The 12,975-nt window shown below is 42.2% G+C and carries 16 protein-coding genes; 8 read left to right on the forward strand and 8 right to left on the reverse strand.

All coding sequences use genetic code 11. The features are described from left to right. The first annotated feature begins 10 nt into the window (after window positions 1-10). From WC819_04290 to WC819_04310, 5 genes are all read left to right on the forward strand, one after another. Window positions 11-2,404, forward strand: coding sequence for a TPM domain-containing protein (locus WC819_04290; protein MFA5986534.1), 2,394 nt, complete (start codon window positions 11-13; stop codon window positions 2,402-2,404). A 62-nt stretch (window positions 2,405-2,466) separates the two neighbouring features. Continuing rightward, window positions 2,467-3,165 carry a hypothetical protein gene (locus WC819_04295; protein MFA5986535.1) on the forward strand — a complete coding sequence of 233 codons (699 nt, stop codon included), beginning with the start codon at window positions 2,467-2,469 and terminating at the stop codon, window positions 3,163-3,165. A 208-nt stretch (window positions 3,166-3,373) separates the two neighbouring features. Continuing rightward, complete coding sequence (gene purE / locus WC819_04300; GenBank protein MFA5986536.1) at window positions 3,374-3,898, forward strand: 5-(carboxyamino)imidazole ribonucleotide mutase; 525 nt, start codon at window positions 3,374-3,376, stop codon at window positions 3,896-3,898. Window positions 3,899-4,005: 107 nt separating this feature from the next. After that, entirely contained in the window at window positions 4,006-4,692 is a 687-nt protein-coding gene (locus tag WC819_04305; GenBank protein MFA5986537.1) for a hypothetical protein, read from the forward strand. Between the two features lie 121 nt (window positions 4,693-4,813). Beyond that, a complete protein-coding gene (locus WC819_04310; GenBank protein ID MFA5986538.1) occupies window positions 4,814-5,185 on the forward strand; it encodes a hypothetical protein in 372 nt (123 codons plus the stop codon). A 104-nt stretch (window positions 5,186-5,289) separates the two neighbouring features. Here the strand turns inward: WC819_04310 and WC819_04315 are convergent, their stop codons facing one another. The 3 genes from WC819_04315 to WC819_04325 are packed head-to-tail and all read right to left on the reverse strand — an operon-like array spanning window position 5,290 to window position 6,102. Continuing rightward, a complete protein-coding gene (locus WC819_04315; GenBank protein MFA5986539.1) occupies window positions 5,290-5,529 on the reverse strand; it encodes a GlsB/YeaQ/YmgE family stress response membrane protein in 240 nt (79 codons plus the stop codon). 25 nt (window positions 5,530-5,554) lie between these two features. Further along, complete coding sequence (locus tag WC819_04320) at window positions 5,555-5,908, reverse strand: YggT family protein (protein ID MFA5986540.1); 354 nt, start codon at window positions 5,906-5,908, stop codon at window positions 5,555-5,557. Between the two features lie 47 nt (window positions 5,909-5,955). After that, on the reverse strand, window positions 5,956-6,102 hold the full coding sequence (locus tag WC819_04325) for a lmo0937 family membrane protein (GenBank protein ID MFA5986541.1): 147 nt from the start codon (window positions 6,100-6,102) through the stop codon (window positions 5,956-5,958). Between the two features lie 158 nt (window positions 6,103-6,260). On the opposite strand from WC819_04325, the gene WC819_04330 reads away from it, so the two are divergent. Further along, on the forward strand, window positions 6,261-7,127 hold the full coding sequence (locus tag WC819_04330) for a hypothetical protein (GenBank protein MFA5986542.1): 867 nt from the start codon (window positions 6,261-6,263) through the stop codon (window positions 7,125-7,127). A 52-nt stretch (window positions 7,128-7,179) separates the two neighbouring features. Here WC819_04330 and WC819_04335 read toward each other — a convergent pair whose 3' ends face one another. Continuing rightward, window positions 7,180-9,030: a hypothetical protein gene (locus WC819_04335; protein ID MFA5986543.1), complete on the reverse strand. Its 1,851-nt coding sequence runs from the start codon at window positions 9,028-9,030 to the stop codon at window positions 7,180-7,182. Window positions 9,031-9,161: 131 nt separating this feature from the next. On the opposite strand from WC819_04335, the gene WC819_04340 reads away from it, so the two are divergent. Next, window positions 9,162-9,599: a MarR family winged helix-turn-helix transcriptional regulator gene (locus tag WC819_04340; protein ID MFA5986544.1), complete on the forward strand. Its 438-nt coding sequence runs from the start codon at window positions 9,162-9,164 to the stop codon at window positions 9,597-9,599. 1 nt (window position 9,600) lies between these two features. Here the strand turns inward: WC819_04340 and WC819_04345 are convergent, their stop codons facing one another. Continuing rightward, entirely contained in the window at window positions 9,601-10,494 is an 894-nt protein-coding gene (locus tag WC819_04345; GenBank protein MFA5986545.1) for a hypothetical protein, read from the reverse strand. A gap of 230 nt (window positions 10,495-10,724) precedes the next feature. Between WC819_04345 and WC819_04350 the strand changes: the two genes are divergently transcribed. Beyond that, on the forward strand, window positions 10,725-10,955 hold the full coding sequence (locus tag WC819_04350) for a hypothetical protein (protein ID MFA5986546.1): 231 nt from the start codon (window positions 10,725-10,727) through the stop codon (window positions 10,953-10,955). Between the two features lie 70 nt (window positions 10,956-11,025). Here the strand turns inward: WC819_04350 and WC819_04355 are convergent, their stop codons facing one another. The 3 genes from WC819_04355 to WC819_04365 form a co-directional block, all read right to left on the reverse strand. Continuing rightward, window positions 11,026-11,793 carry an ABC transporter permease gene (locus tag WC819_04355; protein MFA5986547.1) on the reverse strand — a complete coding sequence of 256 codons (768 nt, stop codon included), beginning with the start codon at window positions 11,791-11,793 and terminating at the stop codon, window positions 11,026-11,028. Next, window positions 11,781-12,572: an ATP-binding cassette domain-containing protein gene (locus WC819_04360; GenBank protein MFA5986548.1), complete on the reverse strand. Its 792-nt coding sequence runs from the start codon at window positions 12,570-12,572 to the stop codon at window positions 11,781-11,783. The genes WC819_04355 and WC819_04360 overlap by 13 nt, the downstream gene beginning before the upstream one ends. Before the next feature lie 99 nt (window positions 12,573-12,671). After that, entirely contained in the window at window positions 12,672-12,959 is a 288-nt protein-coding gene (locus tag WC819_04365) for a hypothetical protein (GenBank protein MFA5986549.1), read from the reverse strand. Between the last annotated feature and the right edge of the window lie 16 nt (window positions 12,960-12,975).

The raw sequence follows: 12,975 nt of genomic DNA on the forward strand, positions 1-12,975 counted from the left end.
GAGGAAAAAGATGAAAACAACTAAACTGTTTGTTTTGGTTTGGGTGTTGATCACCGTTGGTTTTTCTGGAGTTTTTGCTGCAGATCAACAGAATGCATTAATTGTTGACAACGCAAATCTGTTTGGTGGCAAGGCTCAAGATGTACAGAGGGCAGCACAAGCCCTCCAGAGCAAAGGAGCGGATGTTCACATTTGGACAATCAGATCTTTTGCCGGAGAGGCGAGTTCGCTCATGGAGTATGAAGAAAAACTTGAGAAAAGTTTTCCGGCGTGGCAATCAGCCAATGGCAAACGAAAGAGCAATCTTATCGTGCTGATGATGTCTCTGACGGAAAGAAAGACCGGACTGTATTATGGCAGTGAGTTTGGGAGACCGCTCGAAAAGAATTGGATTAGAATCCAGACAGATCTCATGAATCCTAAGTTTGGACGCGGTGAATTTGCGGAAGGATTTATCGCCGGACTTGATGAAGTTACGAGACTTGTTGATGAGCACATTCATCCGTCGCAAGTTTCTCCAAGTAAGACGGTGATAGTGCAACAGCAGGCGCCGTCAAAACCCACTGACCTGACTGGTCTTTGGACTGTGATGAAGTGGTGTCTCGGTATCCTGACTGTATGTATTGTCGGATTTTTTTTAATACGGATGTTCAACAGGCGTCGGGAAGAATGGGAAAAGAAACTGCGAGCGCAACAGCGAGCAAGGATCGAGAAACAAAATGCTACTGAGAAAATCACATCGATCAGAGCGGCAATGAGTGATCTCGAGACGCTTGTGACAGCAATAACTGGCGTGATGGATGAAAAATCGGCACAATTGCTCAGGAAAAAACTCCAAAAAGCAAAGGATGCACAGGCCAAATTGGCATCTGATTTTTCTGGAACAGGAACTGCGGCAGGTGATCCTGATGTTGATGGATTGATGGATGCACAATATGCTGCTATGGAAGATAAGTACAAAGAAGTCACCGAATCTTCCAGTGGCGCGTTGAGTTTCATTCGGGAATTGGAAGAAGAAGTAAGAACTTTTCGTGATCAAGCAATGAATGCATCAAAGACATTGGAAACTCTCAATCAAAGAGCGGAAGAAGTCAGTGGCGTAGTTACTGCTTTGATCGGTAAGGGGTTCAAGATCGATGAAGTGTCAAAGCTTCTCAACACAACCCTGAAAATTCTTCAGCAGGCCAAAGGTCACCTTGATGGGAAACAGTATGAGCAGTTTGCTGTTGTTACTAACGAGGTGGAAGGTCAGCTCAACAGTATCGAGGAGCGGGCACTGGCCATTCCTGATCTCGGGGAAACGATCGAGAAGAGGGTTATGGACATTGAAGCCAAGATCCCTGTAGTCGTCAAGATGATTGGTGATGCCAAAGAAACATTCATGATGATTACCGCGTCTTTTGTTCTACGTTCGTGGGAGGCGATCAAGGGCAATGGCTCAGAAGCGGAGAATCGTATCAAAAAGGCGACGGCAACAATTGATGTAATCAGAAAATGCATCAGTATGGATGTCCAGGACTGGTCACAGGGGCAAGATCTTGTCGAAAAGGCAGGTCAATGGCTCGGCGAGGCTGAGTCGCTCATGCGATCCGTTTTTTCGCTCAAGGAGAATCTTGAGCGAGCAAAGGCAAATGTGGCCAAAGAGGTTACAGATACCGAGAGTGATATTCAGAAAGCATGGGATTATATCAAACAATACGATGCTGACATCCGAGACAGTCTCGAGGATGATCTCCGACAGGCAGAAAAAATGATCAAGGAGGTGAAGGACGAACTCAAAAAAACAATGCCTGACTATACCACGGCTTTCAAGAGGGCACAGGAAGCCAATGCGTTGGCCGATAAGATCTATGATCAAGCGGTCGATGAGCGTGAAACAGCTGAACGTCAGCGAAGGAAATTGAGCTCTCAACAGGACAATGTTGAGAGAAAAATTTCGAAGGCAAGGGAGTATTTTGAGGATCATGACAGGGATGTCAATCCAGAATCAAGAGAACATCTTTCGTCAGCGGAAAATAATTTCCAGCGAGCGGTGAATTGTGCAGATCTCAATCAGAGATCACAACTTATGTTTTTGGCGGAAGAAGCGGCAGATCATGCGTATAACGTCGCCAAAGACGATGTAGAAAATGCACATCGATCCCGGAATAGAAATTCTTGGGGATCGCGTCGGGAATATGAATCACGAGATAACACAGTTGTCGTTGTCGGTGGATATTCTGGTGAGCATGAAGCTCATAATGATACTCGTGGCAGTGGCGGAAGAACATCAAATAGTGATGAAAGTTCTGGAGGAGGTGGCGACACGACATTCAGCATTGATACCGGTGGCGGCGGAGGTGGCGACACGACATTCAGCATTGATACCGGTGGCGGCGGAGGTGGTGGTGACACTGGTTGGTAAACGCGCTGGTCCGTTGAACAAAGGCAAATTCAATTCAAAAAAGTAAAAATGGAGGAAGTACAATGATGACAATTTTTCAGAAGTTAAGAACGATCACTCTTGGTGCGGCACATGCGTTGCTTGATAAGGCCATCGATGAAATGTCGATCCCTGCACTCAAGCAGAATCTGCGTGATATCGAAGCAGCTATCAAAACTCTTGATGAAGAGGCTGCAGAAGCAGAAGGAAGTATGGTTACCGCCAATAACAGGGCCACGGCCATTACAGCGCAGGTTGACGAGCTCAACACCAATATCGTTTTTATACTCAGTGATGGTGATGACTCAAATGACCATTTGTCCGAACCCCTTCAAGCAAGACTTACAGGTCTCGAGGTCCAGCAAAAATCTGCGCTAGCAGAAGTTGAGACCTTCAAGCAAACCATGATGGCCGTTGACCAAGTTGCATCTGCTCTTAAAGCGAAGCAACAGACGCGACTTACGCAGATCACCCTGCTCCAATCGCAGGCGAATACTGCCGAGGCCAAGAACAAAGCAGCTGATGCGATTGAGCTGGCAAATAAGCTTGGTGGCGGAGAAATTTCTTCAGTGGATGATTTTCAGGAACGTATTGAAACGAAGTCAAATATCGCCGATGCCAGATTGCGAAGAGCTATGGGCGACATGCAAACCGGTCTCGGTCAGGATGCGATCCTTGCCGATGCTAAAGCAAAGATTGCGGCCAGAAAAGCAAAGATTGCTGCAGACAAGGCAAAACAGTAAATAATATGTTCAGCTGAGCATATGACCTCTGGGAAGAGAAATTTTCCCAGAGGTTTTTATTTTAAAAGTTATTTTTTTAATAAATATCATTCTCTTTACAAACAGCAAATATGTTGATAACATGGACCATTAGTTGTTTTATAATATGGTTTATTGTGGTGGAGATGTCTGTGTAGATCAAAAATCAACGAAAACAAGGAGAATGCGGATGAATGAAAAAAACGGGAGTCCTATCAAGGTGGGCATTGTTATGGGGAGTGATTCTGACATAACGGAAATGAGCAAGGCAAGAGATGTTCTCGATGAATTTAATGTTCCTTATGCCGGGACAATTTGCTCGGCACATCGCACACCGGAAGACGTTCCAAAGCTCATTGACGCGTGGGAGGGACGTGGATGCAAGGTATTTATCGCCGGTGCGGGTTGGGCGGCACATCTCGCAGGAGCGTTTGCTGCCAATACAATACTGCCGGTAATCGGTGTTCCACTTTCCAGTTCCAAACTTAATGGTTTGGATGCGCTTTTGGCGACGGTGCAAATGCCTTCGGGAATACCTGTAGCAACAATCGCGATAGACTGTGCTGCCAACGCTGCGTTTCTGGCGATGGAAATTCTTGCTGTGGGCGGTGATCTTGATCTAAGAGATAAATTACTTCAGCATCGTCTTGAAATGGCAGATGGTGTGAGAGAGAAATCGAGAAAACTGAATGTCCATCAGGAATGGCCGGATTGATCGGTAATCTCTTACAAAATGACGTTAACGGTGTAATATATCGTTTGACGTCATTTTTTTTTGTTTTTGGGCTCAAGTGATATACTTGAAGTGTTATAATAAAAATTATGGACAGAAAAATAATAACACTCAAAAACGCATATATATTTTTAGGCTTTGTTTTAGTAGTGACCACGGTTCTGACTCCTTTGATGGTCCGTAGTGGCATATCTTTTGTTGAGGAAGAAACGGTGGAGGTTATCATGATCATTACTCAGTTTATCATTGGTTTTGTTATCTACAGGATGTATAGGAATGAGATGGAAGTATTGGACTATCGATCTAAAGAGGCAGTAAGACATATAGGAACTACCAATGTTGAAATACAGAGTTTACGAAAGATCTTTGATGATGTGCAGAAATACCCAAGAAGTTCACATGAGTTTGGCAAGGTAATGGCTGATCTGACGAAAATTGTCGCGGGAATAACAAAGGCGGATCATGTGCTATTGAGAATCATAGACATTGAGGAAGCCAGGACTGTTACTGAAAAGGAATTAAAAAACAATGAAAGCTTGTCGCATATTGGAAACAAGGAACTTATCGATGGACTGGTCAAGGATGGTTTTTTCGTCGTCTCATCTCGTCAAGATGTTCTCAGTGTAAAGGTTTTTTGCATTTTCAATGCTGACATAAATGATCGACAAAGAGATATGCTACAACGAATCGTTGAGGAAGTGGAGATGATCTATGTACTTTTTTCTTTTTGGCGGGGGACAAAAGCGGTTGAAATACAGTCCAAACGCATCGTCTGATATTTTTGGAGATGATATTGTAAGACCACTTGAACCTTGATGGTACAAGTCTTGACATTACAAAGTGGTGTAGAGGCATTTTTTGGTGTATGATATAATCATAAGAATTAAAAATACAACAATGAATGACGCACAAATCTTTCAAATTTTTGGGATCGGATTATTCTTGATCGGTCTCGCATGGGTAATTGATGGCAAAGCGTACAAACAAACATTAAGAGATATACTAAATAACAGGGGAGTCCTTCTTCTGATGGGACTGTTTGCTCTTATTACAGGATATCTCATTGTCGCGCTATATGATACGGACTCCATCATTGTTACCATACTTGGATGGGTAGCTCTTGTAAAAGGGTTATTTATCATCGTTATTCCTTCATTGGGGAAGAGTTTGTATGCTGCTTTAGAAAATATAAAAAAATATCTCATCATCATGCCGTGGATCGTTCTTGCTATGGGAGCGGCGTTGATCTACGCAGGATATTTCGCGTAAGTCCTAATTTGGAAAATTTTTTACAATAGCGAAGTTAAAGGAATCAAAAGAAAAACACCCAATATATGTTGGGTGTTTTTCTTATGTAGTTATCGTTTATGCTTTTATCGCAAGGCTCTTACAATGGTGATGAGTACTATCGCTCCGAGTAAGGCTACCAAGAAACTATAGAGGTTGAAGCCGGTAACTCCGCCTTCCCCCAAAAAGCTCATGAGCCATCCGCCTAAAACCGATCCCACAATGCCCAAAATAATGTCTAAGATCAAACCCTCGTTGGTCCCCATGATCATAGAGGCGATCCACCCCACAATTGCCCCAAAGACGATCCATAGAATGATTCCCATATGTATTATGTGATGATATAAATTATTATTCTTGGTCGTTCAATTTTGTTGCCGCTTCGGTCGTTGATACCGTTTTGCCCATGAGAAATAATTTGATGATGCCCACGGCCAAGAGCCAATATACCAACATCGCCAAAAGCGTTGTCCACTCAAAAATACTACCTGCAATCTTTGTGATATGAAATACGCTGAGAAATGGCGCTACGAAAAAATGCGTTATGCTATAGATAAAATTGGTAAATCCGGCAATAGGATTTGCGCCCAATAATTTCAAGACAAACCGAAAAACAAGTAATGCTTCCAGTATACTTAAAACGTACCAAACGATTTGCGTTCCTCTGTACAATGGTTTTGTGCTTGGAGAATTTGATGAATCCATGTGATTATGTTAAAAATAAAAACCTTTCTTCCTCTTTGATATTTTGTCTACATGACGCTACGACCTTGCAACATGCGTATGACAAGCAAAATGATCGCAACGATTATCAGGATATGGAGAAGTCCACCCAGCGTGTGCGATGTGATCAGTCCCAAAATCCAGAGAAAGAACAGAGTCACAATTATTGCCCACATAATTTGTCAAAAGTTAATTACACCGATAGTACACAAAAAAATGGCTTTTTATTTCAATTTTATGAAAGACGTCGTATGGATTGATTTTTTTGGACAGGTGTTTGAAGGTGCTGTTTTTGCGTGGTACAATGGTAGCATATAAATACAAATACAAAGAGATGAAAAAAATTCCAATCTATACAAAACTTCTGGTGGTGTTTCCCCTGTTCTTTCTGATGGCAATTGTCATTGATGGAGGCACGAATTTTGATTTTTCGGAGGTGATCGCGTATGTGGTGTTGATCATTACGGTTTTTAGTTTCGGTCTGTATATCGTTTTTTCTATGGAGAACAGGCGGGATCGCATAAACACGATCAAGATTACTTTGCGCGATCAAGATGCGCGATTATTCAATCTCTATCAATTCTCGCAATATTTCGATCCTGCCGTTACTATTGCAGTGAGAAACCAGATCGATCAGTATTTGATCGCACAAATCGATTGGAAGCTCGAAGACATCGGCAAATCGAGCAAAAACCTCTCATATATCTTTGGCATGGTGAGGGGCATCAAAGCGGTTGGCGCAGAACAGGAGATGATCAAAGAAAAAATGCTTGATAACTTGCAGGAGATCAGTATTCTTTTGAAAGAGTCCGCATTTCAAGTAAAGAATAAAATGAGCGGTTATGAATGGGGGAGCTTGTTATTTCTTTTTGGGATCATCTTGTTCGCATTGTTTTATGAGAACGTCGGATCACCCATTGCGGCGTTAGTGATCGCGATCATTGCATCGACATTGGCATTGTCATTATTTATCTTGAGTGAATATGATTCATTGCAATGGCAAGAGCAAAAATGGATCTGGGAGCCGTTGGTAGAGTTGTTTCAGGATTTGGATTTGGTGCCATATTTTCCTGGTGTACTTTTTTGGGAAAATCGTGTGAATATAAAAAAGATCGACGGTCTGAAAAAGGCGCGCATTGCCAAATACAAACATCCCTATCCGAATGTTCACGATAAAGAAGTGGAGGAAGTTTGCTTATAAGTGGAACGGTGGATAGATTCCGGATTACGTTCGTAATGGGAATTTTTTATGGCTATGCAGCGGATTTCCCGTTTCCATTTTTTGCATTGAGAGTGCACAGACTTTCTAAATAGACGTTTTCCCATATCTCGCGATCTGCTTTTTGTTGCGGCGTATATGCATTTCCCTTGTTTTTTCTTAATGCAGTGAGAAATTCTTTTTTTCTTGTAGCATCAAATCCTTTTGTTTTTTCGTCAATTTTTTCTTTGTAAATGCGACGCAGAGTGACGCTCTGATTTTTCAAAATAGAAAAAACATTCTCGGTCGGTATATTTTTCTTGGCAAATCTTTCACGCAAAGATGCGGTTGTAAAATCTTTGTTTTCCGCTATATCTGTCATAATCTCTTTTGCAAGGTCATTTGTCCTCAATGCTTTTTGGAGGGATGGCGGAATATCACGATCGTCGCCAGATAAGCGTGAAAGCAGGTCTTTCAGTCCGATTTGTAGGGGCTTGTCATTATTTGGGTACATCCACATATGTTCGCGTACCATAAGTCCATCTCTTTTTTCATCAAGAGCCGGACCGAATGTCATTGCATTTTTTGTGTAAATTACAAAGGAGTTTTGTTCAGGCGACCAAATCATGTAAGCGCCATACTTTGGTTTGCCATCGGGGTCTTTCTCATTGAATACGGATAATTGTGCGGAAGCGCCTGATCCTGATACACGGTTATATGCCCGTCCATTTGTTAGCACTTTCTTTGGATCAATTAAAATTTTACCAAAGTGATTTGCTCCAGAATCAAACACTAATCCTTCGCGCTCCAATTCAGCGATATCTCTCTTTGCATTTTCCATGTGATTTTCTATCTCTTTACTGAGTGTTTCCAGTGTTTTTTTCTGTCCATCCCGCATTGTGTATTCATGTTGTGCAAGATATTCTGGCTCCAATGGTTGTGCGGGATCGGTATTATTTTTGAATAATGCGATCACATCGTGCACTTCCAGAGCATTGGCCAAACCGTAGAGATTTTTGGGATAATTGGCACAGATCGCATTCCACTGATCCTGGGGGATATCAAAGTTATCCATGCGCGTGACAAAGTCCACGTACTGATCCAAATACGGTTCACGTGTCAAAAGACCCATATCAACAAGTGTTTCATATACAAATTTTGTCGCGGAAGTGCCACGCGTAGACTTGTCTTTATCATGATGATCAAAGATCAAGACCTTGCCACCATTTTCAGACAATACACCGTCTCGTCCTGATGTATCCATGATGATGCCGCTTTCGAGAGTGTCTCCTTTCGGCAAAAAAGTTACTTTATCACGATCTATTTTTATACCAGCCAGATCCATCAACATGAGACAACTCTCTCCGTCCAGGTCGGATTCCTTGGCCCATGTTTTTCCACCATCTCCGCTCATGCCATGGACCGCAAATTCTGTCCACAGATTTCGCGTGAGTTCCAAAAACTTTTTATCGCCAGCATCCTCTGTTTCCGCATACAAATCCGCGTATGTCTGATGAGGAGAATTTTCCAATTTGTGGATCGTGTGCCATGCGGCAGCGCGGGTATGTGCATAGTCCGTCTTATATTTGTCCATGATGTCGTTCTCGGGTGTATCGTCTTGCACACGTTCAGTCGGCGTATCATTTTGTGTGTCTGTTGCAACCGTAATTTCTGGGGCGGGTTGTCCAATTTTTGCGGAGACTGGTCGGTCGGTCTGCGAGTCGTCTGCAATTTTTGGTTCTGGCGTAGTAGTTTTTTCTCTTTCTATACGATCATACAGTTCTTTTTCTCTTACTACCGCGGCCTCACGTTGGCTCAATAATAATCCCTGACGTGATTTTTCTTTTGCTGCCTCTGCCTCCGCAGAAACTTTATTGTAGATCTGATTCCAATTGTGATTTTCCATAGCATTAGATCATTAGTGGATATTAGTAAGTATACACTACTTTTCTTTTTGTAAAAAAGTGTTTTATATATGTCCATTGACAAAAATAGGTATGTGACATATAATTGATATATCAAATATTAATCAAACATATGACAAAGAAAATTACATTAGGTAACGATGCAAAGTTTTTTATCGATCTCGCAAAGATCCATGCGATCATGCAGAGGCGTTTTGATAATGGTTTGGGTGGCCTGGGATTCAATGAATTTATCATCCTTTTTCATCTGAGCCAAGCGGAAAATGAGACGATGCGCAGGATCGATCTGGCAGAGAAAGTTGGTCTGACAGCATCCGGCATTACACGGTTGCTTTTGCCTATGGAGAAGATCGGCTTGGTCAAAAAAGAGGTCAACGATCATGATGCACGCGTAAGCTTGATCAGTATTGCCTCCGGAGGAAAACAGAAATTCATTGAGGCAATCGAAAGGGCGGATGTCATCGTGGATGACATTTTCTCCGCGGAGCAAAAGAAAGAGATCAAAAAAATTGCAGGTGTAGTGGCTACTATACAAAAAAATCTTCGGTGAGTTATTTCTCGGGAAGCTTTTGGGGAATGGAAGAATGGATATGTGATGCGAGAAATGTGTATGCGCCTTGGACTTCATGCGATTCGGATGTGATGCCGGGAAATCTATTGACCTCAAGGACGTAGGGGAGGCCGGTATTTTTATCAATAATGATATCAGTGCGCGACCATGAAAGTCCGAGTAGGTCACTGGCATCAATTGCCATTTTTTTGATGTTTTCCGGTATATCCTTTATGTTTACAAAACATTCCTTTGCACCATTGCAGGTGTTGTTTCTGAATTCTCCGCCGGTTGGATAACTTTTCTCTCCTGCGACAACAACGCCGTTTGCTACCATGATGCCCCAATCGTACTCATTGGGGATAAATCGTTGGAAGAGAAATTTTTTGCTCTTTGGCAATGTCGTCATTTTTTCCAAGAGTTCTGCTTCTGAGGAGATGAATGCGGAGTGTTTTCCTTGGCATCCTCTGATATCTTTTACGATCAAAGGAAAACTGCACACTTCTTTAATAAGAGACAGATGTTTTTCGACTCTCGAACGACTGACGAAAACAGTGTCCGGCATCGGAAGACCGTTTAATGCAAATGCCATGCAATCAGTTACTTTTGATGAGCTTTTTTCAACGTAGGAGTGGGGCGTTTTTGTGTGGTTGAAATAAAGATTGATCGCATAAGCAATGTCGCGCTGGCTCCATCCGGAACTCAACCATACGAAAGAAAACGTGCTTGTATCGACATCATTATGCAAAACGCGCACTTTCCCATTATGCATAAAAATTACAATGTTGGGATAGGATCCTTTTGTGAGCGCAATGGGAAAAGGAAATTTTTTGATAACCTGCCGTGTGTTTTTGACAGTAGGGAGACTAAGAAGTGTAAAAGGTTTTTCTGTCATGGGAGTGAGAGATTAAAGAGTAAGAGATTTCTCGTTTGCAGGCCTTTTTAAAATGCATATGTGCAAAGAAGAAAGAATGACTTTAAGATCAAAGTAATGAAATCAACTTATTATACAATGATTCTAACTTTTTGTCCAATGTTTGACATAATATGAGTCACCTTGCTATGATAATGTCAGTTACTTACTAATAAAACTCATGAGATCAATTTAGTTAGGGGAGGTGATGTATGCAGACAGAATTGCCGATCATATCGACGATCCAAAAGTTTGAAATTACTCTCAGGAGTGGAGAGAGTAAAGCTGTTTATCTGCAGTTTTTGGGTGATCCGTCAAATCAGGAAAAATGTAGCATGTGCAATCATCCATTTGCCAATGGTCTGTGGATGGGTAATATTAAAATGGCTAATGGGAATCTTTCTATAAAACGTTGTCCACGATGTGAAAATTTGTACACGTAATGAAATTGAATCATCCAAAAAAAGTCGTCAGCTCTATATAGATTGGCGACTTTTTTATTATCGACTGAGTCTAGACTTCAATTTTAGAAAAGAGATAACTGCCGATCGTAAGTGTGATAAAAGCAAAAAGGGAAAGGACAAAAAAATCAGTATGCAAAGTGAAGTGTATTTGACCGGTGAGCACGGCACGAATGCCATCTACGCCGTAAGAGAGAGGGTTGACATAGGTGATGGTCTGGATTGCTTTAGGAAGGCCACTCAGAGGAAAGAGTGCACCAGAAAGGAAAAATAGAGGCATAATGAGGAAATTGATGATAAGTGGGAACGCCTGCATATCTTCCATCGGTGAAGCAATGGCTGTACCAAGTGCGGTAAAAAATGTTGCAATCAACACCATATAAATGATTGCAAGCGGAGCGATAAAATAATTTTCCGGTCGAAATCCCACGAGGAGCGCGATCAAAAAAACGATAATGCCTTGCGCCGTCGCGACAGTTGCACCGCCAAAGGTGCGTCCCAGCATGATCGTCCAGCGAGGTACCGGAGCGACAAGGGTCTCTTTGAGAAATCCGAATTGTCTGTCGTAGATCACTTCAATGCCGGCAAACATTGCTGTAAAAATGATGCTCATGGAAATAATACCTGGAGCGATGAATTGGATATAATTGCCACCGCCCGCTGCTTGGTAGATTGGCCCGAAGCCAAATCCGAGTGCCACCAAAAAAAGGATTGGTTGGGCGAGAGAGCCAAACATGCGCGCACGTGAGCGGTAATATCTTTTGATCTGGCGAAGCCACAGGATATAAATGACTTTTGCATATTGTTTTATCTTCTCCATACACGTCGCATATTTCTTAAGTGATCAATGCCTTTGGCGCCTTCTTCGCGAATTTGCTTGCCTGTGAGTTGCAGGAAGGCGTCTTCGAGAGTGTCTGTTTTTGTTTGATCTTTGAGTGTCTGTGCTGTGCCTTCCGCGACAATTGTGCCATTATCGATGATTGCGATCCGATCCGCCATACGGTCGGCTTCTTCCATATAATGGGTGCTAAAAAATACCGTGATTCCTTCCTTTTGATTCATATCTCTGATGTAACTCCATAGATGATTTCTCGTTTGCGGATCGAGCCCGAGTGTCGGTTCATCGAGGAAAATGATCTGCGGGTGATGGAGTAGTCCGCGTGCGATCTCCAAACGTCGCTTCATGCCGCCGGAAAATTCTTTGACAAGGTCATCGCGACGTTTTTCCAGCTCAACAATTTTGAGAAGTTCTTCAATGCGGATGTGTCGAATCTTTTTTGGTACGTTATAAAGTACGCCGTGAAATTCCAGATTTTCAAAAGCAGTCAATTCGTCATCAAGACTCGGATCTTGAAAAATGATGCCAAATGAACGCCGGACATTGTCCGGATCAGTGGCGGGATCAAATCCATTGATCAATATTTTTCCACTGGTCGGTTGCAAAAGAGTGGTGAACATCTTGATCGTGGTAGTTTTGCCTGCGCCGTTGGGTCCGAGAAAGGCAAAAATCTCTCCTTTTTCTACATTAAAAGAGATGTCATCTACTGCTGTGATGTCATCAAATTTTTTGACCAAGTTTTTGACCTCGATAATATTCATCCTCTCATTATACCGTATATATAAAGACGTATCAATGCAACGCAAGAAAATAAAAACTGCCAGAAATAGTTTTGCTAATACTGGCAGCGTTTTTATACGTCAGATGACTCTGTAGCCTATAAGCGTATCTGATCCGTCGTATGGACGTAAAAAACCTTCGTGAGGAACAGATAATTCTTCGATGGTCATGTAGGTTTTTGCCTTGCCAAATCCTGCGAAGAGTTCATAAGTATGAATGAGTGAAAATTGGGGAGGAAAAAGCGATGTGTCAAAATTTCCTATGAAGTCTCCTTTTTGCGATCTTTTCTTTTTTAAAACGATCTCATAAACGCCATCCACCAAAAAAACCTCTTTTCCCATCAATTCGATCAATTTAATGTATCTCATTTCTTTCTCCCATGAT

Source organism: Parcubacteria group bacterium (assembly GCA_041660065.1).
In the GTDB taxonomy this organism is placed as follows: Bacteria; Patescibacteriota; Minisyncoccia; order Moranbacterales.